The sequence below is a fragment of the Acidobacteriota bacterium genome, assembly GCA_016196035.1.
Classification (GTDB): Bacteria; Acidobacteriota; Blastocatellia; order RBC074; family RBC074; genus JACPYM01.
The window spans coordinates 1-24,480 of sequence record JACPYM010000115.1 but is presented as its reverse complement, the minus strand read 5'-3'; the positions used below and the strand labels follow the sequence as shown (position 1 = coordinate 24,480).

16 protein-coding genes are annotated in these 24,480 nt (G+C 57.3%); 10 read left to right on the top strand and 6 right to left on the bottom strand.

Annotation, left to right across the window (positions count from 1 at the left end):
- The first annotated feature begins 603 nt into the window (after positions 1-603).
- From HY011_32575 to HY011_32530, 10 genes are all read left to right on the top strand, one after another.
- A complete protein-coding gene (locus HY011_32575; GenBank protein MBI3427683.1) occupies positions 604-1,830 on the top strand; it encodes a Gfo/Idh/MocA family oxidoreductase in 1,227 nt (408 codons plus the stop codon).
- Between the two features lie 293 nt (positions 1,831-2,123).
- The gene (locus tag HY011_32570) at positions 2,124-3,428 is read left to right on the top strand and encodes a replication-associated recombination protein A (protein MBI3427682.1); all 1,305 of its coding nucleotides are present in this window, start codon (positions 2,124-2,126) and stop codon (positions 3,426-3,428) included.
- A gap of 273 nt (positions 3,429-3,701) precedes the next feature.
- The gene (locus tag HY011_32565) at positions 3,702-7,667 is read left to right on the top strand and encodes a protein kinase (GenBank protein ID MBI3427681.1); all 3,966 of its coding nucleotides are present in this window, start codon (positions 3,702-3,704) and stop codon (positions 7,665-7,667) included.
- Positions 7,668-8,221: 554 nt separating this feature from the next.
- Entirely contained in the window at positions 8,222-10,228 is a 2,007-nt protein-coding gene (locus tag HY011_32560) for a S9 family peptidase (GenBank protein ID MBI3427680.1), read from the top strand.
- Positions 10,229-10,823: 595 nt separating this feature from the next.
- Complete coding sequence (locus tag HY011_32555; protein ID MBI3427679.1) at positions 10,824-11,585, top strand: sensor histidine kinase; 762 nt, start codon at positions 10,824-10,826, stop codon at positions 11,583-11,585.
- Between the two features lie 36 nt (positions 11,586-11,621).
- Positions 11,622-12,275 (top strand): response regulator transcription factor, encoded by a 654-nt coding sequence (locus HY011_32550; GenBank protein MBI3427678.1) that lies wholly within the window; start codon positions 11,622-11,624, stop codon positions 12,273-12,275.
- A 918-nt stretch (positions 12,276-13,193) separates the two neighbouring features.
- Positions 13,194-14,687 carry an AMP-binding protein gene (locus HY011_32545; protein MBI3427677.1) on the top strand — a complete coding sequence of 498 codons (1,494 nt, stop codon included), beginning with the start codon at positions 13,194-13,196 and terminating at the stop codon, positions 14,685-14,687.
- Entirely contained in the window at positions 14,684-15,934 is a 1,251-nt protein-coding gene (locus tag HY011_32540; GenBank protein MBI3427676.1) for a C4-dicarboxylate ABC transporter, read from the top strand. The genes HY011_32545 and HY011_32540 overlap by 4 nt, the downstream gene beginning before the upstream one ends.
- Positions 15,935-16,195: 261 nt before the next feature.
- Positions 16,196-17,437, top strand: coding sequence for a 6-phosphofructokinase (locus tag HY011_32535; protein ID MBI3427675.1), 1,242 nt, complete (start codon positions 16,196-16,198; stop codon positions 17,435-17,437).
- A 126-nt stretch (positions 17,438-17,563) separates the two neighbouring features.
- Positions 17,564-18,829 carry a 6-phosphofructokinase gene (locus HY011_32530; protein ID MBI3427674.1) on the top strand — a complete coding sequence of 422 codons (1,266 nt, stop codon included), beginning with the start codon at positions 17,564-17,566 and terminating at the stop codon, positions 18,827-18,829.
- A gap of 118 nt (positions 18,830-18,947) precedes the next feature.
- Here the strand turns inward: HY011_32530 and HY011_32525 are convergent, their stop codons facing one another.
- From HY011_32525 to HY011_32500, 6 genes are all read right to left on the bottom strand, one after another.
- Positions 18,948-19,163, bottom strand: coding sequence for a hypothetical protein (locus tag HY011_32525; protein ID MBI3427673.1), 216 nt, complete (start codon positions 19,161-19,163; stop codon positions 18,948-18,950).
- A 34-nt stretch (positions 19,164-19,197) separates the two neighbouring features.
- A complete protein-coding gene (locus tag HY011_32520; GenBank protein MBI3427672.1) occupies positions 19,198-19,395 on the bottom strand; it encodes a YwbE family protein in 198 nt (65 codons plus the stop codon).
- Between the two features lie 43 nt (positions 19,396-19,438).
- Positions 19,439-20,755 (bottom strand): hypothetical protein, encoded by a 1,317-nt coding sequence (locus HY011_32515; protein ID MBI3427671.1) that lies wholly within the window; start codon positions 20,753-20,755, stop codon positions 19,439-19,441.
- A gap of 220 nt (positions 20,756-20,975) precedes the next feature.
- Positions 20,976-22,478 (bottom strand): NAD(P)/FAD-dependent oxidoreductase, encoded by a 1,503-nt coding sequence (locus HY011_32510; protein ID MBI3427670.1) that lies wholly within the window; start codon positions 22,476-22,478, stop codon positions 20,976-20,978.
- Positions 22,479-22,833: 355 nt separating this feature from the next.
- Complete coding sequence (locus tag HY011_32505; GenBank protein MBI3427669.1) at positions 22,834-23,427, bottom strand: DUF4256 domain-containing protein; 594 nt, start codon at positions 23,425-23,427, stop codon at positions 22,834-22,836.
- A 297-nt stretch (positions 23,428-23,724) separates the two neighbouring features.
- Positions 23,725-24,348: a hypothetical protein gene (locus HY011_32500; protein ID MBI3427668.1), complete on the bottom strand. Its 624-nt coding sequence runs from the start codon at positions 24,346-24,348 to the stop codon at positions 23,725-23,727.
- Positions 24,349-24,480 lie beyond the last annotated feature (132 nt).

Sequence of the window (24,480 nt, the reverse complement as noted above, 5' to 3'; positions counted from 1 at the left end):
GTAGCCGTGACTACGGTCACGGGTCGTGCGACAAGAGAAGGAGTTTTGGTAGACACCTTCTTTCTGGCAAACGACCCTTTTCATTTCATTGCTACCCCGAAAAATGTCCACAGTATTGCAAGCTATAGACTTCAAGAAAAAGAATTTCCTAGCAAGCTCCAACGGAGCGTCAGCCAACAGCCTGGGGTAAAGCCCCAGGAAGCACATTGAGTCGTGGTGCGAAGCCCTGAAAGGGCCGCAGCCAAGCCTATGGCTGCGGCCCTTTCAGGGCTTGCCGAACCATTTGCACGACTCCCCAGGGCTGCACCCTGGGCTGTTGGCTGGCCGTCCCTTTGGGACTTTTCGGAAATTCTTTTTCTTAAAAACTATAGCCGACAATCTGTGGGAGCAGCGCGAATTCAACCAATTGGGCGAAGTGGTGAAACTGACCTCGCTAGACTGTGAATTGGCATTACGTGACGTATACGAAAATGTCACCTTTGAAAAACCATTCAAACTGAACCTCGGCACTTCCAAAGTTGCCTTTTGTTCACTGCTTCCCTAAGCTGCGCCCATCCGCTCCATCACAAGCAATCACCTGGCAACCACTCGGAGGAACCAACCATGTCAGACAAAGTCAATCGCCGCAATTTTCTGGCCGGAGCCGCAGGCAGCGTCGCCGCTTCGGGCCTGTTCACTGCTGAATCTTATGCGCGCATCCTTGGCGCCAACGACCGCGTGCAGATGGCGATCATCGGCGCGGGCGGACGCGGACACAGCGTGATGAATTCGTTTCTGAAAGTCTCGGATCGGGTCGAATTCATCGCCGTGTCGGACGTGTATGAACCGCGTCAGAAAGAGACCTTGCTTAAATGCCGCGCGGGCAGCAAGGCTACGTTTGATTACCGCGACGTGCTCGACAACAAAGAAGTCGTCGCCGTGCTCAACGCCACGCCCGATCACTGGCACGCGCCCGTGTTGATGGATTCGGTCAAGGCAGGCAAAGACGTTTACACCGAAAAGCCCTTTTCACTCTCCATCGAACAAGGCGCACAAATGGTCAAAGCCGTGCGCGCCACTAAACAGATCGTCCAAGTCGGCATGCAACGCCGCAGTTCCGAAGCTGTGCGCGGCGCCAAGAAACTGGTGGACGAAGGCGTGCTGGGCGAAGTGATTCTGGCCCGCGCGCAATGGTACTGGAACACTAAACCGATGCCGCAAAAGATGTCATTGGAAGGCAAGCTGGATTGGGAACGCTTTCAGGCGACGGCGCGCAATAAACACGAGATGGATGAACGGCGCTTCTTCCGCTGGCGCAATTTCATTGATTACAACGGTGGCCACCTGACCGATCAGGGCACGCATTTGATGGACGTAATCCAGTGGTGCTGCAATAACGGCAAACCGCCCGTCGCCGCTGTCTGCCAGGGCGCGGTAATGCAACACAAAGGGGGCGATGCGCCCGACACCTTCAGCGCGGTTTACGAATACCCATCGTTTATGGCGACGTGGACGCTCTGTTACAGCAACAGCTATCACAACGGCTGGCAGATCATTTTGCAGGGACGCAAGGCGACGATGGAACTGGATGACGACGGCTATCGCGTCTATCCCGAACCTTGGGAAAGCACGAACAAAGCGCCGCAACCGCTCCACGAATACAAAGGCGGTATCCCGACCGAACCGCACGTGGCGAATTTTCTGGCCTGTATCAAGTCGCGCCAGGAACCCAACGCCCCCGTCGAAGTCGGCCACAACGCCGTCAGCGCGCCCCATCTGGCGAATCTGGCGATGTGGCAAAAACGGCGCGTGGTGTTGAGCGACGACGGCACGACAACGGCGAAGCTGTAGAGCAAAAGAGCGGCTGGCGGCGGTGTTTGATCTAACGGTACCGCGCGCGTGAGCAAGCGGAGTCTGCGCATGAATGCCAATGCTCCTGCTTTGACGCACCGCTTGCTCACGCGCGCGGTACTGCCCCAGCCCATGACTCCCCCCTTACACTGAAGTGCAACCCGATCTAAATTCAGCAAGCTGGCCTTTTCCGCTGCGCCGATCAACCTCCCTTAGTGCTGCGCAAAAAGCCTTGAACTGCTATGCTGGCAGCCATGCAACGCAGTGCTGAAGAAACCAGTCTTTTTGCTGAAATGGATGCGCCCGTGCCCGCTGTGCCAGCGCCGCCTGATCCGAGCGCGCCGCTGGCCGAACGCATGCGTCCGCGCACATTGGATGAATTCATCGGCCAGACGCAGATTGCCGGGCCGGGCAAACTGTTGCGCCGCTTGATCGAAGAAGATCGCCTGACTTCACTGATCTTTTGGGGGCCGCCGGGCACGGGCAAGACGACGCTCGCCCGGATCATCGCGCGCCGCACCGCCGCGCAATTCAGTCCGTTCAGCGCCGTGACTTCGGGCATCAAGGAAATCAAACAGGTGATGGAAAATGCCGCCAAGTTGCGCGCCAAAATTGGCAAACGCACGGTGGTGTTCATTGACGAGATTCACCGCTTCAATCGCGCGCAACAGGACGCCTTTCTGCCCTACGTCGAAAACGGCACGATCATTTTGATTGGCGCGACGACCGAGAATCCTTCGTTCGAGGTCAATTCGGCGCTACTCTCGCGCGTCAAAGTCTTCGTGCTCGAAATGCTGAGCGAGGCCGAGTTGGTGCGCATTCTGGAACAGGCGCTCAATGACAGCGAACGCGGGTTGGGCAAGTTGAATGCGCAACTCAGCGAAGAACAGTTGCTGCGGCTGGCGCAATTCACGGGCGGCGATGCGCGTTCGGCGCTGACGACGCTGGAATTGGCGGTCAATACCGTTGCGCCGAATGCAGCTGGTGTGCGCGTCGTTGGCGACGATGATTTGCGCGAAGCCTTGCAACGCGCGGCGGCCCTATACGACAAGAAGGGCGAGCAGCATTACAACCTGATCTCGGCTTTCATCAAATCCATTCGCAACTCCGACCCGAGCGCCACGCTGTATTGGTTGGCGCGCATGATCGAGGGCGGCGAAGACCCGATGTATATCGCGCGCCGCATCGTGCATCACGCCTCTGAAGACGTGGGTCTGGCCGACCCGCAAGCCTTGGTCGTGGCCGCCGCCGCCGCCCAGGCCGTCCATCTGATCGGCTTGCCTGAAGCGCGCTGCGCGTTGGCCGAAGCTGCCGCGTATCTGGCCTGTGCGCCGAAATCGAATAAAGTGTATATGGCTTATGAAATGGCCGCCGAAGATGCGCGTGCGACCCAGGCCGAACCGGTGCCGCTGCACTTGCGCAATGCGCCGACGGCGTTGATGAAAGGCTTGGGCTACGGCAAGGGTTATCAATACGCACACGATTACGAGCACGCGCAGACGGACATGATTTGTTTGCCGGAGAAGCTGAAAGCACGCCGTTATTATGAGGGCGAAGCGCCAACGAAAATAGAGTTGACGCCGCCCGTAGAGAAATGAACAATGGCGCTCGTGTTGGGCGTGAGGAGTTGACCCCCGCGACAGAAGGCGCGCCCCGTTCCTTCTTTACTTTAAGCAAGCAGTACCACACAGCACTCACCCCGTCTCATCTACTGATAGCCCCGTTTTAGAACACCGTTCCGACGCCACCCCGTACAGGCGGAAGTCGTCCTCTTTAGTCTGAGCACAGGTTTAGGCTGATCACAGTTTTAAGTTGATCGCCCGTGCAACCCCATCTGGTACGTTCATCCGTAAGGGCGCGAAAGTACGTTTATGTCCTCCCCAAATTGGCAAGAAGCCAGTCACATTGTGCAAGAGGCGCGCCTGCGCCCGGCGCACGAACGCGCGGCATTCATCAACAGAGCGTGCGCGGGCAATGAACCGCTGTTGCAGGAAGTCGAAATCCTGTTGCGTTACTATGCGGCTTCGGACAGCGACCAGACTAAGCCCGAACAAAACCCGCCGCTGTCCACGGCCAAACCGCTCGAACATTGGTCGCAACCGTCGCGGCGCGCTCATCCTCCTATAGGGGCTACGGCTATAGGGGCTACGGAAGCCACTGGGCCGCTCGGCAGTCAGCCAACTGGCCCGCTTCAGGCCCAACTGGCGGAGCCGCAAACTGGCCCCAGGACGGAGCCGTCCGCCGCACCGGATTGGTTGAATAGTCAGGAGCAGGAATCCTTCGATGCCGTGCGCGAAGTCTTTCGCCGCACCACGGGCGCCTTGCCTACCCTGGCGGCTGAACCGCCGTCATTGTCGTCACCGCCGTCACCGCCGACACCACCGTCACCGCCGTCATTATTTGAAGCGCCCTCCTTCGATACGCCATCGTTTTATCGTGTGCCGCCCGCGTCCAGTGCGCCCTCCGGCAATGCCACGACCGAACTCATCAACGCCTTGTCCGAGGGATTGGAGCCGTTGTATTCGGATGCGGCTATCCATCCGTTGCCGCCCTCCAATGGCCAGCCGTCCAATCCGGCAGCGAGGCAAGCAACAGGGCAAGCCACTCGGCAGTCAGCCCCGCAGGCTCCCAGCCAAGGGATTGAGTGGCAAAACACGACAGAAGAGATTCCGCCTTTTGCACCCACGGTTGAAACTACGCCGCCTGCAACCGGCGCTTTACCGCCAGACTGGACAAAAGATTGGGCAAAAGACCGGACAAAAGATTTGCCAGCCGCGCCGCCGGGGTTCCGCCACGAAACGGAAACACCGCCGTCATTCAATGCACCCACTGTGCGCCCGGTCTTTGATCCACCGAAGCAGCGCGGGCAATTCGATGCGCCCACCTACCGCCCGCTTTATCCAAGTCTGGCCGATCCAAGTTTGGCCAATCCGAGTTCGACCAATCCAAGTTTGACTAACCTGGCCGCGCCGCCGGCTGTTGAGCCGCCACCGCCACGGCCAACCTTCGAGCAACCCTCACAACGGCCAACGCCAACGCCAGGCAGCAATCCACCTGCGCCACCGCCGAATTTTGACCGGCCTTCGCAACGACCGCGGGTGGAAACACCATCGCGGCCAAGTTTCGATCAACCGGCGCAGCGGCCAAGTTTCGATCAACCTTCCGGGCGCGCGGGTGAAACGCCCGGACCCGGACAATCGCAACGGCTGGATGGCCGGATGCTGGCGCATTACCAGGTGCTGGTCGAAATCGGGCGCGGCGGCATGGGGCGCGTCTATCTGGCGCAGGACACGCGCTTGGGGCGGCGCGTCGCATTGAAGCTGTTGTCGCGGCATTCCACGCACGATCCTGAACGCGTGCGCCGCTTTCAACAGGAAGCCCGCGCCGCCTCGGCGTTGAACCATCCGAACATTCTGACCATTCACGAAATCGGCGAACACAAAGGCGTGCAGTATCTGGCCACCGAATATGTCGAAGGCCGCACACTGCGCAGTTTGGTCGAGCGGGGCCGCTTCAAATTGAGCGTCGCCGCCGAGGTCGTCATTCAAATCGCCAACGCGCTCGAAGTCGCGCATCGCGCCAACATCGTCCACCGCGACATCAAGCCCGAAAACCTGATGCTGCGGCCTGACGGTTACATCAAAGTGCTGGATTTCGGCGTGGCCAAGCTCCTGGAGAATACCGACCCTGATTCCGGCCAGCTCGCCAGTCAAGCGGCGGGCGAAGGCGCAGAAAAATTTGAGACGAAACCCGGCGTGGTGATCGGCACCGCCAATTACATGTCGCCCGAACAGGCGCGCGGGTTGCGCATTGACCGGCGCACAGACATTTTTAGTTTGGGCATCGTGTTGTACGAACTGGTCACCGGCCACTGCCCGTTTAAGGGGCCGACGCAAAGCGACACGCTGGCCGCGTTGCTGGCGCGCGAACCTGAGCCGCTCGCGCAGCATTTGCGGGGCGTTCCGCCCAATGTGCTGCAAGAGCTACAGCGCATTTTGAATCGTGCGCTGGAAAAAGACCGCGAACACCGCTATCAATCGGCCAAAGAGTTGGCGGCGGAGCTGCGAGTCTTCAAGCAAATGCTGCTGGAACCCTGGCGCGGTAGCGAACTGGCACAACCGGGAGCCACGCCTGCAAACGTTGGTACAGCCAGCTTGACCGGAACGCCTGCCGATGCCAAGACTGGCGCGGACTCCGCTGGGCAACCTGCTTTCAGGCCGGACAGCGGCAGCACGACGACTGCACAAACTCCAGCAACGCAAACTGCAACAGGTCAACCAGTGCGGCCAGCCAGCGGCCCGCCAACCACTGCTGGCGCGAGCAACGTCACCGTTGCGCCACAAAAGCAGCGCCGGGTGTTGATTTTTGCGTTGCTCGTGTTGGCGGCGGCGGCTTTGGCTTACGCAGCCTACGTGGCTTATGGACGTTGGCAGCGCCGCGCGCCGGACGTTTCCATCGCCGTGCTGCCGTTCGAGTATACGCAGCCAGCGCGCGCCGACGATGGTGAACGCGAATATCTGGCGGATGGCTTGACCGAAAACCTGATCCAGCGCCTCTCGCAAGTGCCGAATCTGAAAGTCATCGCCCGCAACTCGGTCTTCCGTTACAAAGGCAAGCTGCCGGATTCGCATGCGGTCGGTCAGGCCTTGGATGTCGGGACGGTGCTCAATGGCCGCATCACCGCGCACGGCGGCGCGCTAAAGGTCACGGTCGAACTGGTAGACGTCCGCACCAACGCGATCCTCTGGGGCCAGCAATATGAAAGCGAAGCCCGCGATGTCCCCTTCCTGCAAAGCAACCTCGCCAACCGCATCGCCGAGCAGTTACGGTTGCGTTTAAGCGGCGCTGAGCGGCAACGCCTCGCCAGCCGCGACACCGAGAATGTCGAGGCCTACAAGCTTTATCTCAAGGGCCGCCATCTGTGGAACCAGCGCACCGGCGAGGCGATCAAACGCAGCATCGAGAATTTCCAGCGCGCCGTCTTGCTCGACCCCAATTACGCGCGGGCCTATGCCGCACTGGCCGATAGCTATGCCCTCGCACCGATTTACAGCGAAACCGCGCCCGAAGAAGCGGTGGCTGCGGGCAAAGATGCTGCCGCCCGCGCCCTCGAACTCGACGCGCAACTGGCTGAACCGCACGCCGCGCTCGGCTTCATCCGCCACCAATATGAATGGAATTGGGCGGGTGCCGAGCAGGCTTATCAACGCGCGCTTGCGTTGAATGAGAACTATGCGACCGCCCATCAGTGGTACAGCAGCTATTTGTCCAGCATGGGGCGTCCTGCCGAAGCCCTCGCCGAGGCCGAACGCGCCCGCGAACTCGACCCGGTTTCGACGCCCATCAGCACCAATCTGGGCGCTACCCTGTATTACGCCCGCAAGTTCAGCCAGGCGGTCGGCCAATTTCAAAGGGCGCTGGAATTGAATCCGAATGCCGCTGGCGTGCACGCGCATCTGGGCATGGCCTTTGAACAGCAGCAACAATACGAGTTGGCCATCGCCGCGTTCCAACGCGCAATGGCCTTGGCGGGCGACAACACGCAAACGAAACTGCGCCTGGCGCGCACCTTGGCGCTGGCGGGACGACCGGAAGAAGCCCGCAAGTTGCTCGATGAGCTACAGCAAAACGCCGCCCCCGGCACCGTGCCGCTGTTCCTGGTAGCGGGCGTTTACACCGCCCTCGGCGAAAAGGAGCAGGCGCTCGGCGCTCTGACCCAGGCCATCTCCCTGCGCGAAGAAGGCGTGATCTGGCTGAAAGTTGACCCACAACTCGATCCGCTGCGCAGCGATTCACGCTTTACAACCTTGCTGAAAAACGTCGGCTTTACAAAATAGGGCAGTGGCTCAAGCTGAAGAGAGAGTACGGAACAACCGGAAATAACGGAACAGACGGAGCCAGACTTGGCTGGTATGCTTCTGTTTACTCCGTTATTTCCGGTTTTTCCGTACTCTCTTTTTTATTAGAGCGGTTTGCAGTTACGTTTACGGGAGTCAGTTGACGCTGGGACAGTACCGCGCGCGTGAGCAAGCGGCGCTCAAGCTTTGACGCTGGGACAGTACCGCGCGCGTGAGCAAGCGGCGCGGCAAGCTTGCCCCCTTAGCTGAACTGCCAAAGCTCCGCTTGCTCACGCGCGCGGTACTGTCCCGCTACATGGTTTTCCCGTACATCGTAGTGAAAACCGATCTAGTACTCCATCAAGCTGTAAGTGATGGATGCTGAGAGCGCATCCGGGATGTAGGGCGGGATTAAATCCCGCCCTACATCCCTCATTTTCAGCTTGATGGAGTACTAGGCCTATTGAGCGGTTGAGCCAGTCGGCGTTTTTGCAAGGCATGCCGTATAATCCCCGCCGCCCAACCAGGCTCAATCCGTAGAAAAACAGGAAGCTATGAATTATCGCCGCGTATATCTACCCCTTGTCATTTGCCTCGCTGTCGGCTGGCTGTTTTCAGCGGCGGCCCAAACCAAACGCCCGATGACCGTGGAAGACGTCATCGCGCTCAACCGCGCCAGCGACGTGCAACTGGCGCTGGATGGCCGCCGCGTGGCCTTTGTCGTCACCGCCTGGGATCAAGAAGCCGATCGCTTCAATGCAGACATTTGGACGGCGCTGGCAGATATTGGCGGCGCGGCGATGCGCTTGACCTTCAACGCGCGGCGCGACGATCACCCGCGCTGGGCGCCGGATGGGCAACGGCTGGCCTTTTTGTCGGAACGCGGTGAAAAAGAGGGCGCGCAAATTTATCTGATCAATCCGCAAGGCGGTGAAGCCCAGCCCTTAACGAATCACGCCGCGGCGATTCAAGCCTTTGAGTGGTCGCCCGACAGCCGCTACGTCGCCTTTATCGCCGAAGTGCCAAAGCCTGCCGCGAAACCAAAGACCAAGCCGCCCATCGTGGTGGATGACGACCCGCGTTACGCCCAACTCTGGGTGCTGGAGGTTGAGACGCGGCAGGTCAAACAAATGACCAAAGGCACGCGCCACGTGGCCGAATTCGGCTGGTCTTTTGACACAACGCAAATCGTTTTCACCGCGCGGCAATCACCAAAACTGGAAAACACCGACACGACAGAAGTTTTTGTCCTGCCCTTCCGCTTTGATAACGAAACGCTGGATAGCGCCGCCGCCCGGCAACTGACACACGGCAATGGAGCCGAAGTGCAGCCGCGTTTTTCGCCTGACGGCCGTTGGATTTCGTGGCTCGCTCATGCGGACGGCCCGTCGAACGTCGGGCCTGAGCGAATACATCTTTTCCCCGCCAATGCCGTGGGCGAGGGCCTTGCGACGCGCGTCCTGGCCCGTACCTTTAACGGTTATATTCGCAACTACCGCTGGCTTTACAACAGCGCCCAATTGATCGTGCAGGCCGATGTCGGCGTGCATTCGCGCCTGTACAATCTGGATCTAAGTGGGCGCGCGCCGCAGGTGATGACGCCCGGTGAAGGCGTTTGCGGTTCGTCTGCCGCCAGCCCCGACGGGTTGCAGGTGGTTTACACCTTCGAGCATCCGCGCATGGGCAGCGAAGTCGCGGGCCTGAATGCGCGCACCCTGCTGCCCATGCAATTGACCCAACTCAACCCGCAAACAGCCGATTTTTTCTACGGTCAGACCGAGACGATCAAATGGAAATCCAACGATGGCACAGTGATCGAAGGGCTATTTTTTTATCCTTCCGGTTACGAATCAGACAGGCGTTATCCGCTCGTGACCTATATTCACGGCGGCCCTGAGGGCGCTTATACGCGCGGCTTCAACGCCTCTTGGGGCGCTGCGGTGCAGGTCTTGACGGGCAAGGGCTACGCCGTTTTTCTGCCGAACTTTCGCGGCTCCTCGAATTATGGGGCGGCATTTGCGCAGGCCAATTCCCTCAAAGCCGGCCAGGTTGACGCCGAAGATGTGCTGAGCGGCATTGACGAACTCGTCAAACGTGGCCTCGCGGATGAAACCAAATTGGCCATTGCCGGTTGGAGCTATGGCGGGTATCTGAGCGGCTGGCTGATCGGTCATACCGACCGCTTCAAGTGCGCGGTCTATGGCGCCGGGCTATCGAACGCCGTTTCTTATTGGGGAACGGCGGACATCACCTATCAGCGCGAACGGTTGCACGGCGGCACGCCGTGGGAGGCGCGCAAACTTTATGACCAGCAATCCCCGCTAACCTTTTTACCCAACGCCAAAACCCCCACGTTAATTTTTCATGGGGAAAAGGATGATCGCGTGCCTTTAGGGCAGTCCCAGGAAAGCTATCGCACCTTAAAACGCATGGATGTTCCCGTGCAGTTAGTCATCTATCCGGAACAGGGACATAGTCTGGCCCTCCCAAGCTACCAATTGGATAAATTGAAAAGAGAGATTGAATGGCTGGATCGGCATTTGGGGAATAAACAGCCATAACTTGTTCGACTAGGAGTTTGTCTTACAACATGTTGTTAGCTGAGAAGTTGGTTTAGATAAAAACGATGAATAAAGTTAGGAAAATCCTCAAATAATAGCCTGAAATGCTAATAAGTCGTTGACAAACCAGAAATGGTAGGTAAACTCAGCCTGCCTGTTATTCCACCCATTTCCCAAGACAGGTGACACGAACGAACAAATAAAACGTATTTGACCGGACGAATTAGGACGAACCCAAGCCACCATGTTCTGCTCGTCCAGCCGATGCCCGATACCATATTCTGAATCATTCCCACATTTTCCAGAGCATTAGCCGCGAACTATTGTTCCAGGTGTAAGTAGTCGTCGAACGAGTTGCACCGCTTAGCTTGCTGACCGTTGTCAGTGCAAAGTAAGGGCTAGGTTTATCCCCCCGAACGCAAGGGATTCGCCGTCACACTTTGCAATGTACATAACGTCTTGTTAGGTGAGGTGTGCCTCTTTTTTGGATTCAGAGTTACTCGTTATAACAAAATAGTTACCTGACGTAAGATAAATTTTTAAGATAAATTTTGAAGCTATCGTTTCTGATTAAGGTGATTGGTGGAGACACGGGATGGGTTATTTGGGAGCAAAAAGGAATGATCCGCGTTCAAGCTCAGAGCCGCCGGGCCGCAAAACATCCGTCCGGTCAGCGCTCGACGCCGAACATACGCAAAAGCGCGAGTCTGAGGCGCAGGTCTGGCAGCGCGTGCTGGCAGCGCAGGAAGAAGAGCGCAAACGCATCGCCCGCGAATTGCACGATCAGATTGGGCAATATACGGCAGCGTTACGGCTTGGGCTGGAAAGCCTGCAAGGCACGCTGGCCGAGCAGCAACTGGATTGCAGCGCGGTGATGCAATTGCGCGGCTTGATCGAGCAGTTGGATCAGGAAATGGATTACCTGGTGTTGACGTTGCGTCCGCCCGCCCTGGAGGCCGGGTTAAAGGCCGCCATTTTGCAGTACGTGTTGGAATGGTCAGAGCGGCAACGTATTACCGTGGATTTTTGCGGAAGTGAAAAAGACCTGCCTGCGTTACCGCCTGACGTAGAGACGACAATTTACCGAGTAACTCAGGAAGCATTAAATAACATCTTCAAGCATGCCGGAGCAAAGCGTGTCAGTTTAATTCTGGAGGTCAGGCGCGGCGTTTTGCAGTTGGTGATCGAAGACGATGGTTGCGGATTCGACTACGCGCAATTCTGTCAGGAACGCCAAGCCCGCCGGTGTTATGGGTTGGCGGGCATGACGGAGCGCGTGGCTTTGGTGCAAGGCAGTTTCGAGCTGGAATCTGAAGCGGGAAAAGGCACGACATTATTTGTGCGCATCCCGTTGTGATTCCTGGCGCTCGAACAATTCAAAAGGAGTGGTGTGGTGGAAAATCTTCGTGTGTTCTTGGTGGATGATCATGCCGTATTGCGCGAGGGCCTCATGGGCCTGATCAATCGGCAAACCGACATGCAGGTCGTCGGACAAGCCGGTGACGGGCAGTCCGTCTTACGGCAAGCGCCGAACGTCAACCCGGCCGTGGTCGTAATGGATATTTCGATGCCGAAAATGAACGGCATCGAAGCCACCGAACGGCTCAAAGAAGTTTCTCCGCAAACCAAAGTCGTCATTCTGACACGCCATTCTGACGTGGGTTACTTGCGTATGATCATGCAAGCGGGCGCCGCCGGTTATGTTTCCAAACAGTCCGACTCGACTGATTTGTTGACGGCCATTCGTACCGTCGCCGCCGGGGGAACTTTCATTGATCGCGAGTTGACGGGGCAACTGCTCAATAACTATTTGGGTCGCCAATTGCCGCAGCCCGGCGGCTCAATGGTGGACATGACCGAACGCGAAGAGAGCGTGTTACGACTGATCGCCTGGGGACACAGTAACAAAGAAATCGCCGACCAATTAGGCATCAGTGTCAAGACCGTCGAGTATCATAAAGCCCGCGCGATGGAAAAACTCACCCTGCGCAGCCGGGCCGAAGTAGTGAACTACGCCTTACATAGAGGCTGGTTGCAGGAAAACTGAGTTACTGCTATTCGCGCTGATAGGTTAAGTTCAGAGGAGGGAGGTTAGGGATTTTTCTAGGGGCAATCGCGGGTTTTCCCAGTAGACGTTGCAAGTGAAAGATGCGATAAACGCTCAAGAAAAAGGCAGGCATTACTGTCCATCGCCGCAATCCCACAAGGCGGCGGACATGTGCTAAATGAAAATCGGCAGCGTGGCAGCTTTAGGCGCTGTTGTTATTGAGTGTAGCATTCCCGCATAAGGCGAGCTTGCAGTTTCGCCATCCAGGTTTTTACTGCGCAATAAAACAAATTTGCGAACGGCTTCTTATGTTGCCAGGTATTTTTTTGGCGGCAACGAGTGAGCGATTCGGAAGTTCAAGCGTCTGTTTATGTGTAATGGCCAAGTAACTTTACGCTTAGCTTGTATCTGGACGAGTAACAATAAGCGCAGTTGTATTCCTTGATATTGTGTTACTACGCCGCAGGCTGTTGCGCGAACTCGATTTCCAGAATGACTGGGAATTTTATTTAAAAATAAGATTTTAGGTTTCGTTTTTGTTGACCCGTCAGGGTGTGTGACTGGGTTGACAAATCACCGGATGAGGTAGCGTGGAAATAGGGGAACGCCTCGTCCGTTTCTGGATGCCGGTCGGCGGTTTTACTGCTGACCGGCATTTTGAATTTGGGCCAGCGCTTGTTATGACTGATTCAGCTCCACTTTCATTGGGGCTATTGCCCCTGCCCTCGCCGTCGCTAAGAAAACTTGGTCTCAGTGCTTAGGAAGTGCCAGCTTCAGTTGAGAATACCTCAGCCTTGTTACACAATCCCGCCTCTTCAAAAAACTGATTTGATCTTGTTAGAGATTGCCAGCCGCACCGTAACCGCTAACCGTTTGGGATAGCTTACGGGCGGTATGCTGGCGTTGACGCACCACACCATGCAATTAACCGATCTCTTTGACCTTTCGCTTGTGGGACGCGCAGCAGCGATTGCGCTTGATTATGACCGCGCCGACGGTCAGACAGCGGCGCTTACGTTTGGCGAGTTAGAAGTCCGCAGCAACCGCTTGGCTCGGTTGCTACGCTTGCGTGGGCTGGAACGGGGCGACCGCTTGGGTATCTTTCTGCCCAACCGCGTTGAATTCATTGATCTGTTTTTGGCCTGCCTCAAACTCGGCGTCATCGTGGTACCGGTCAACGTGTTATATCGCGAGCGCGAACTCTCGCACATTCTCAGCGATGCCGAACCCAAAGCCGTCGTGACCACGCGCGACCTGGCCGCTTACGTGCCGTCCGGCGCGGTGATTTGGGAGATTGACGACTTGGCGGCAGCCGCCGCAAGCCAGGCGGGCGAGCGAATACGCGCTGCACTCGATGGCGATACGCCAGCGGCGTTGGTGTATACCTCCGGCACTACGGGCCGCTCCAAAGGCGCGATCCTTACGCACAACAATTTTCTGGCGAACACGGTCAATCTGCTGGCCTGTTGGCGCATCAGCGAGGCCGACCGTTATCTGGCCGTGCTGCCGCTGTTTCACGTGCACGGTCTGGGCAACGGCGTGCACGTCTGGCTGGCCAGCGGTTGCCGGATGAGTTTGAAAGAACGTTTCGACATCAATCGCGCCCCCGCTTGGTTTGCAGACTTTCAACCGACGCTCTTTTTTGGCGTGCCAACGGTTTACGTGCGTTTGCTGGAATTGCCGGATGACTTGGCGCAACGCATCGGCGCGCGCACGCGCCTGTTCGTCTCCGGTTCAGCGCCGCTGCCCGCGCAGGTGCTGGAAGATTTCCGCGCCAAGTTCGGTCACACCATTTTAGAACGCTACGGCATGAGCGAAACGCTGATGAACATCAGCAATCCTTACGGAGGCGAACGCCGACCCGGCGCAGTCGGCCAACCGCTGCCCGGCGTTTCGGTCAAAATCGTCAACAGCCAGGGACACGCTGTGACAGACGGTGAACCGGGCGAACTGTATGTGCGCGGCCCGAATGTTTGTGCCGGCTATTGGCGGCGTCCCGAGGCGACGGCGGAAGCCTTTGTTGACGCCCCCGATGGCCGCTGGTTCAAGACGGGCGATCTAGGCGAACGTTCCGCCGATGGTTATTACACGCTGCGCGGGCGGCGGACGGATTTGATTATCAGCGGCGGCTTCAACATCTATCCGCGCGAGATCGAAGAGGTCTTGCTCGAACAGCCCGGCGTGCGCGAAGCCGTCGTGTGTGGCGTGCCCGATGCACGGCGCGGCGAATTGCCGGTGGCTTACGTCGTCGCCGATGAACCATTTGACGCGGCGGCATTGGAAGACGCTTGCCGCAAAGTGCTCGCTTCATTCAAAGTCCCGCGCGGCTTCATCCGCGTAGCCGCTTTGCCGCGCACCGCGTTGGGCAAAGTCCAAAAACATCTGCTGCCTCCCTGGACTACCGAACAATGAATCCTGCCCTCGCCTCGCTGCTGGCCCTCTTACTCGCCATCATTCTTTCGATGGTCTCGCGCATCAACGTCGGACTGGTCGCCATCGCGCTGGCTTGGTTAATCGGCGTGTATCTCGCCGGGCAAAAGCCCGATGCCGTGATGGCGGGCTTCCCCGCGAATCTGTTTCTCACGCTGACGGGCGTGACCTTGCTGTTTGCCTGCGCCGAAACGAACGGCACCTTGGAACGGCTGGCGCAACGTGCGGTCGGCTTGGTGCGCGGCAAGCGGCGCTGGCTGCCCGTGCTTTTCTTTGTCATTGCGATGCTCGTTTCGACCGTCGGGCCGGGCGCAATTTCCAGCGTCGCGCTCGTCGTTCCGCTGGCGCTGGCGATTGGCGAACGCGCGAGTATTCCAGCGTTGCTGACGGCGCTGATGGTCGCCAACGGCGCCAATGCGGGGAACCTGTCGCCCATCAGCTCGGTCGGCGTGATCGCCAACACCAAGATGGCCGAAGCCGGTCTCGGCGGCCACGCGGGCAAGGTCTGGTTCGCCAACTTCATCGCGCACGCACTGGTCGCCGTTGCCGCATACTGGCTCTTCGGAGGTAGAGAATTGAAAGGCGGCGAGGTGGCGGCAGTGGATGAAGCGAACGCGGCTCTGCTCACACGTCCGCAATGGCTGACCCTCGCCATCATCGTCATGTGGATCACCGGGATCGTATTGCTGAAATGGAATCTGGGCTTGAGCGCCTTTGTCGCGGCAACAGTGCTGATCGTGCTCAACACCACCGACGAGTCACAGGCGCTGAAGAAAGTCCCGTGGGGCGTGATCCTGATGGTCAGCGGCGTTTCGTTGTTAATCGCGTTGCTCGAAAAGACTGGCGGGATGGAGTTGTTCACCGGCCTATTGGCGCGCATCTCTTCGCCCGGCAGCATCAATGGCGTGATCGCCTTTATCACCGGCGCAATCTCGACGTATAGCAGCACCTCCGGCGTCGTCTTGCCCGCCTTTCTGCCAACCGCACCCAAGTTGGTGCAGCAACTCGGTGGCGGCGACCCGCTGGCCATCGCGCTCAGCGTCAACGTAGGCTCGGCACTGGTGGACGTCTCGCCGCTCTCAACGCTGGGCGCGTTGTGCATCGCGGCGGTGAACGATGCAGGCGAAGCGCAAGTGCTATTTCGCCGGTTGTTGATGTGGGGGCTTTCGATGACGCTGGTGGGCGCGCTGTTTTGCCAGTTGTTTGCGGGCTGGATTGCGCGGTTATAACGGCATGGGGAGCGCGAGCGACCTGAGCCTTGGCCTACAGCGTTCTATGAAACCAAGCAGTCTCGAGGCCGAGGGTCAGGTCGCTAACGCTCCCTGTACCGTACATTTGATGCCCAGACTTAATCGCCCGATAAAACATCTTCATCATCTTCACACCGCCTTCAACTAGCCAAACCCCGGCTCGCTTGCGTACAATCCCGCTTACCGCTCAACCCTAATTCACCACACAAACGTTCACCGCAACGCAGGAGCAATTCAGTAATGCCCGCATCCATAACTGCTTCAGGTAAGCTTGCAATTCTGGTCGGCGGCGGCCCCGCCCCCGGCATCAATTCGGTCATCTCCGCCGCGACGGTCAAAGCCATCAACGAAGGTTTTGAGGTCGTCGGCATTCAGGATGGCTTCAAACATCTGGTGCGGCGCGATCCGGCGTGCGCGCGGACGCTGGCTATCGGCGATGTTTCGCGCGTGCATTGGCTCGGCGGTTCGGTGCTCGGCACGGCGCGCGAGAATCCGACCAGGTCGGAAGAGACGATGATCGCCGTTGTCGAAACGCTCAAGGGCATCGGTGTCACGCATCTGGTCACCATTGGCGGTGATGACACGGCGCTCTCGTCCAGCACGGTGGCCGCGCGTTCCGACATTCGCACGGTGCACGTGCCCAAGACGATTGACAACGATTTGCCGTTGCCGCCGCACATTCCAACCTTCGGGTTTCAGACCGCGCGCCACACCGGCGTGCAACTCGTCCAGAACCTGATGGAAGATGCGCGCACGACCAAACGCTGGTACATCGTCGTCGCGATGGGCCGCCAAGCTGGGCATCTGGCGCTGGGCATCGGCAAAGCGGCAGGCGCAACGCTGACGATCATCCGCGAAGAGTTCGGCAACCGCATCATTCCGTTCTCGGAACTCTGCGACATTGTCGAAGGCGCGATCATCAAGCGCCGTTCGCTGGGCCGCTTTCACGGCGTGGCGGTGCTGGCCGAAGGGGTGATTGACCAACTCGATCCGCAAGAGCTTTCGGATTTGGAAGACGTCGAGCGCGACGAACACGGGCACATCCGCTTCGCCGAAATTGATCTGGCGCGTAAGGTCAAAGTCGAGATCGAAAGCCGCTTCCGGCAACGCAATATCAAACTGCTCGCGACGAACAAGAACATCGGGTACGAATTGCGCTGCTGCGACCCGATCCCGTTCGATCAGCATTACTGCCGCGAACTGGGCAATGCGGCGATTCGCTTTTTGCTCAGCGGTGGCAGCGGCGCGATGGTCAGCATCCAGAACGGCAAACTCGTGCCGTTGCATTTCGCCGACATCCGCAATCCCGCAACCGGCAAGACGCAAGTGCGCAACGTTGATCCCAACAGCGAAACCTTCCACGTCGCCCGCGAATACATGATTCGCCTTGAACCCGCCGACGTGGCCGACGAAGAAACCGTCGAGAAGCTGGCGCGCGCAGGCAATACGACGATTGAGGATTTGAGGGAGAGATTTGGGTAGGGAGATGCTGGATGCTAGATGTTAGATGCTGGGAATGGCTTTTCTAGCACCTGACTTCTATTGTCCGGCACATCAAGCCTCTTCCTGTCCCTAGCATCAAGCATCTAACATCCAGCATCTATCCATATGGCTATCAAACGAATTGGCATTTTACTTGGCGGTGGTCCCGCGCCTGGCTCGAACGGCGTGATCGCGGCTGTCGCATTGGAAGCACTCAAGCTTGGGTGTACGCCCGTCGGCTTTCACGACGGCTTTGAATGGCTGGCGCAACGCTACACCGACGAACAGCATGAACTGACGCGCGACGAAGTCTCGCGTATCCACACCATCGGCGGTTCGATCCTGGGCACTTCTCGCGTGGACGTGACGCGCGATCCAAATAATGTGGGCAGTTTGGAAAACGCCATCGCGGCGTTGACCAAGCTCAACATTGACGCGCTGATCACTATCGGCGGCGACGATCTGGTCGCCAGTTCCATCGCCATCGAACGCCACAGCGAAGGCCGCATCAAGGTCGCCCAGGTGCCCAAGAGCATTGATAACGACCTTTGGCTGCCGTCGTTGGGCGAAGCGCCGTTGCAAACGCTCGGCTACGAAACCGCACGCCATTACGGCGCCGACATCGTCAAAAGCCTGATGGCCGACGCCAAAACGACGGGCCGCTGGTATCTGGCGGTGACGATGGGCCGTCCGACTGGCAACTTGACGCTGGGCATCGGCGCGGCGGTCAGCGCGACCTGCACGGTGATTCCCGAAGAGTTCGGCGGCACCCAGATTTCGCTGTCCGACGTTGCCGACATTGTCGAAGGCTGCGTCATCAAGCGCCGCGCAATGGGCAGCAATCACGGCGTCGTGCTGTTGTCCGAAGCCTTGGCCGAACTGTTCAGCGAAAAAGAAATCACCGAATTCGCCACGGTTGACCGCGACGCCCAAGGCAACATCCGCGTCGGCGAAATTGATCTGGCGCGCAAGGTCAAAAGCGCCGTGCAAAAACGCCTGGATAAACGCGGCGTCAAAGTCACCATCGTGGACAAAACCATCGGCTACGAATTGCGCAGCGCCCCGCCGATTCCGTATGACGCCGAATACGCCCGCGATCTGGGTTTCGCGGCGGTGCGTTACATTTACGGCGGCGGCTCCGGCGCGGTCATCACGATGCAGGGCGGCGAATTCAAAGCCCTCCCCTTCGCCGATGTCGTAGACCACGCCAGCGGACGCGGCAAACAACGCCCGGTGGATGTGACGACCGAGAGCTATCACGTCGCCCGCGATTACATGGTGCGGCTGGGCGCGCGGGATTTTGCCGATGAAGGTTGGGTGGCGCGGTTGGCAGAAGCGGGCGGGATGCCGGTGGAGGAGTTCACGGGCTATTTCGGGAAGTTTGCGCAGTAACGCGCACGACAACGCGGCGCAGCCGCCAATGCAGAACGGGGAGCGTGAGCGACCTGAATCTCGGCGCTAAGATTTCTCAAGGACTTTTCAATGCGTCAAATGCCGAGGTTCAGGTCGCTCACGCTCCCCGTTCTGTTCCAGTCAATGATGCTCGCTGTTTCTCAAGAGTTTTTTGCTTCCCAATTTCAATTTCCTCCCAAAAAGGCAAATACAGGGTGATTATCTCTGTTGCGACTTCATTACCGCTTCTACGACCATACTGTTCTGCTGCTTTTTGTAGGCTTGCAATAAGATCCGTTTCTATGCGGATTAAGAATTGCTCTTTCTTGGACATCTTGATTCTCTTTGGAATGGCAATTTTCGAGTGGTTAATCCGTAACGATCTCCTGCACACGCCCCACCTCACCCGTCACCAACCGCACCTTAATCCCATGCGGATGCTGCTGCGAATTGGTCAGAATGTCCTTTACAACGCCGCGCGTGCGTTCGCCGCTGCGCTGATCCTGTTTCTGGACGATTTCGACTTCGAGGCCGGGTTTGATGTCTTTGCGAGCTTGACCATTCATGAGCGAATCCTTTTTCATAAGGGGATTGAATCCCGCTTGCTCTTTAATCCTGGGGCGGATTTGCCAGCAGCGTGGTGGTTGCCGCCGCATGCAAGCCTTGCTGGAAGAAAGCCGCCCGTAACGCGCGATGGTAATCGGCATCCAGTTCCAACCGATGACCACCGCGTACCGCCAGAAAACGTCCGTCGGGGTAAGCCTCAGCGATGACGCGGCCAATCGCCGGAGAAAAGACCACGTCTTGCCAGCCTGCCACTACCAACACTTCACCGTTGAATTGACGGCGTTCGAGTTGTAAGTCCGGCAAGGCGATGTTTTGCGCCAAGTAGTCGGCCAGAATTTCTCGTGACCAGCGGTAGAGCAGCGGCCCTGTGGGCTTAGCAGGTTGCAACTCGGCCCCGAGCAATTCATACATTCGCACTTTGGCAGCGTCGGCAGCAGGCGCGCTCAACAACGTTTGACACAAAGGCCAATTCAATTGCGGGCGCAGCCAGTACCAAGCATACAGCAGCGAATTTCCGTTGTGCAGTCCTTGAATAACTCGCTGTTGTGCCGTTAGTCCGGCTTGGCCAGTTCGTCCAAGTTGAAAGAGCAAGTAGGCCAGACTCGCTTGGTTGACGCTGGTTGTTGCCCAAAGTTCGTTTAAGGTGGCCGCCAGCGCCGGATTCAGTTCGGCGAAGTCGCGCGCGTAAGCCCAACCGCGCGCATGGGCCAAATCCGGCGCCCCGGTGGTTGCCAGCAACACGCGTGAAACGTGCTCCCCGTAACGGTGCAGATATTGCTGCGCGAGCACACCAGCTCCTGAGGCCGCGAAGATCATGATTTTGCTCTCCGGCGGGAGCAGCCCTTGTGCCAGCATGTCGCGGCGTACTCGTTCGATGTCTTCGACGCGCTGCCATGAACCGTACAGTTTCATAGCGCGCGGCAAATCAGTTTTGCCTTGCGGATAGACTTCAGGGAATAACGTTGGGCTATGGCCGCGATGGCCGATTAGCACGTAGGAAACGCCAGGAACCTGCGCTTCAAAAAAGGCATAATCCGGCGCAGGACTCACCAATTCCATCTGTCCATCGGTAAAGAAGAAAACGATTGGCCCGTTTGGTTGGAAGTTCGGACTCAATAGATAGAACGCGCGGAATTGCCCGCTGTTGGCCTCCGCATAATCCAACGGCAGGTTCAAATAGTAGTGTCGTGCATCGGGCGGCATAGCTGGATAAACAGCATCCAATGCCAACCGCGTGGTAGGCGGCTTCATCTGGGTGCGATAGGTCAGATATCCCCAGCACGCCCCGGCAAGTACGACCGTCAACAGGGTGTATAAAATTCGTGTGCGCCAGCGCCTGATGCGAGAGAAGTTGTTCATCGGATTGGGCGGGGAATTCGCGCTGTCATGTCCATTCTTAGCGCAAGCCTCACCAAAGTTTGTACCAAGGCTTTTTCGCTTCGGTGGTGGGGGCAGCGGGCAGCCGTTATAGCGCTGTTTTGCTGCCTTCGACAAAGCTATAGGCGGCGAGTTTGAAGCTGGTATGCGGATCAACGACCTGCTGGCATTATCCGCGCCACACAACCTGACAACCGCTGGCTCAAGCCGTGGCGACCTCGCCAACCTTTGCTGGCAACTCCGCCCGCTTAAATTCCAGCGCCTCATCTTTGAGCGAGCCGAAGCGAATCATCAGCGTGTCTAAAACGTAGTTTTGATAAAGCCGCCACGGCAACTTGGAACCTTGCCGGGGAAAGCGATCCATCGCGCGCAAGATGTAACCCGAAGTCAGATTGAGCAGCGGTAAGTCTTCGACCGCCGGGTCATTCAGATGCGGCGTCACTTGCCGGTAGCCGTGTTTGTCCATGTAATTCAATAAGCGGCAAACAAAGGTGCAAATCAAATCGGCCTTCAACGTCCACGAAGCGTTGGTGTAGCCGAACACGAACGCCAGATTGGGAATTCCTGTCAGCAGCGAGCCTTTGTAGGCGACCGACTTGTTGGTTTGTGCGGTCTGCCCATCCACTGTCACCTCAATGCCGCCCAGCGAAACCAGATTCAACCCTGTCGCCGTGACGATGATGTCGGCGTCGAGTTGTTCGCCGGATTTCAGTTTGATGCCCGTGGGTGTGAATGTCTCAATCAGATCGGTCACGATGGAGGCGCGCTTTTCGCGCATGGCGATAAACATGTCGCCGTCCGGCACCAGGCACATGCGCTGATCCCAGGGGTTGTAGGGCGGCGTGAAGTGGCGCTCAACGTCGAAGTCCGACCCCAGCGCTTTCCGCACTTGGTCTTTGATCAGCCGCTTGACGAACTCGGGCCGCCGCTGTGACAACTGGTAAATCAAGATGCCAAACAGCGTGTTCTTCCAGCGCGTCAGCATATAAACAAGGCTTTCCGGCAACACGCGACGCAGCGTGTTGGCAATGAAATCTGAAGACGGCAGCGCAACCATGTAGGTCGGCGAACGTTGCACCATTGTCACGTGCGCCGCCGTTTCGGCCATGGCCGGAACCAGCGTCACCGCCGTTGCGCCGCTGCCGATGACGACGACGCGTTTGCCCGCGTAATCCAAATTCTCCGGCCAATGTTGTGGGTGAATAAGCGTGCCCTGGAATTGTTCCGCGCCAGGGAAGTCTGGCGCATAGCCGTTGTCATAGCTGTAATAACCGCTGCACATCATCAAAAAGCCGCACACGATGGTCGTGACCGCGCCGGTCTCGCTGTGCTGGCTCTCGACTGTCCAGTGCGCCGTCTCGCTCGACCAAGCGGCCCGCACGGCTTTTTGGTTGAAGCGAATCTTTTGCTCAAGGCCGTATTCGGCGGCAGTCTCGCGGATGTAGTTGAGAATTGCCGGGCCGTCGGCGATGGCTTTAGCTTCTTTCCACGGTTTGAATTTATAGCCCAGCGTGTACATGTCCGAGTCCGACCGGATGCCCGGATAGCGGAACAAATCCCAGGTGCCGCCCAGCGCCGCACGGCCTTCCAGAATGGCCACGCTTTTGCTCGGACATTCCCGCTGTAAATGACACGCCGCGCCGATGCCGGAAAGGCCCGCGCCCACAATCAAAACGTCCACGTAATTAGAGTTCTGGTTTGCCATAATTCGTCCCCTGATTGCTGCTGTTGAGGCTCGTTCGCCAAAAGCTGCGCTTAACTTGCTCGCTGTTCTTGCAAGGTAACTGTATACGAAAACGCTGGCGAGGTTAATGGGCGCTTGGCAGCGGTTTCAATGTGCGTGTTCAGACTGAGGGCAGCTTAGAAAACAAGCGCGTCGTTTGTCGCATTTGTGGGGCCGCTTTTTTGTTCATTGTCAGGGAGCGGTGTGCGAATCGGTCAACGTCACGAAACGCCGGTTGCACACGCAGTGGCTTTTCGTGACCGATGGGTCTGCTTGTACATTTCTCTCTTTTGCGTGATCCGTGCTCAAATTCAAATTTAAGTGCTCTGTGCAAAATTCAGACCCTGAGCGAGCCACGGAATCCCCTGGCAGCATAATAAGATTCCGCACCGTTGTGATATACGAAGACCTTGTCGTAGCGACGATCACAATAGAGGGCACCGCCGAGTTTTCTAATATCAGCAGGTGTTTTCACCCAGTTCGACGTTTTCGTATCGAAGTTTCCAAGTGCCTGCAACTCTCGATATTCCCCTTCCGCTAAAAGCTCAATGCCCATGGCAGCAGCCATATCAAGAGCGTTATTTTCCGGTTTATGTTCTTTTCTTGATTCCAGCGCTGCGCGGTCGTAACAAACACTTCGGCGGCCTTTTGGGCTTTCTGCTGAACAATCATAAAAAATGTATTCGCCCGTCTTTTTATCATAACCAATAACATCCGGTTCACCGCCAGTTCTTTCCATTTCATTGAGCGACCACAGTTTTTCAGTATTAGCTTCCAGCCTTGCTTGTACTTTAGCCCATTCAAGACCTTGATGGCGGTTCAGGTTTTTCTCAAAACGGGCTTTCAATGCGCTAAGTAGTTCTTCACTTTGTTGTGCTTTCATGTCTTTTGTTCTTTGCATTTCTGTCTTTGCCTTTCTGCTCTGTTTCATTGGCCTTTGCTCGCCCGGCCTTCTTACGGCTTGTTCTTTCGCTGCACGACAGCCGCAAACATGGACCCGTTGCTCACAGACGAGGAGTTCAATTAGCGCCTGTATAAGGCCTGGGCCTCCGACTCGACGGCTGCATTAGACAATATCGGCACTCACAGCCCTCTTTGGTGCCCAGCGGCCTGGTTCAGCGGGCGGCGTGTTTCGCTACCAAGCCCATTGGCTATAGAAGCCGCTCCGTGTGCAACGCGGGTTAAGCGCGGTCTTATATGAGCGTTTTTTCCTTTCCTTTCTCTGGCACTAATCCTGGTCGTAATACTTGCTCGGTTCTTTTGTATTACCGTCAGCTAAATCGCATAAGCGGCGGAGCCCCGGCAGCATTGTTAGCCACCCCCATTCTCCCGCTGTTTCAACCACCTTTTGCTTAACAGTAGGGCGATCAACCAGTTTCTCCTGTTTGAGCAGAAAGACAATGTCGTCCAGGTCTTTTTGCCGCCCTGCGTTGAATTTTAGAATTGCTAACCACTCAGGCGTCACTACACGTAATCCATTTGGCAAGCTAATCGCCTCTTTCAAAGCCTTACGGTATAACTCCCGGTAGCCATCATTCCGTACAATCCAATCAACCTGAACGTTGTATTTGCCAACTTGCAAGCTGTAACTACTGCCACCAAAACTTAGTGGATGTTGTGGCGTCAGCGATAAATGATTTGACGCAATAATATCAACGTCTTTCGTCATACGCGGACTTCCGTAAAAGTGCATCGCAAGCCCGCCCGCTACAGCCCATTCAATTTCTTCCTGAGCTGCAAGCTGGCCTGCTTTCTGCGCCGCCTCGACTCCAGTATCGCTTGAAATCATCGGGCTGGTAGCGTCGTTTTCCAGCATCCGCTCGACAAGTTGTTTATAGTCGTTTTCACTCATTGCTTTGTTCCGTTTGTCATTGAAGACAAGAGAGCAAGAACTCGTGTGTAATGGTCCCGTAAACCTGGACACGGAATTGTTGTTTGAAAGTGTAGACGACTATGAGGGCTTCTGTCATTGGGCAGCGAACTC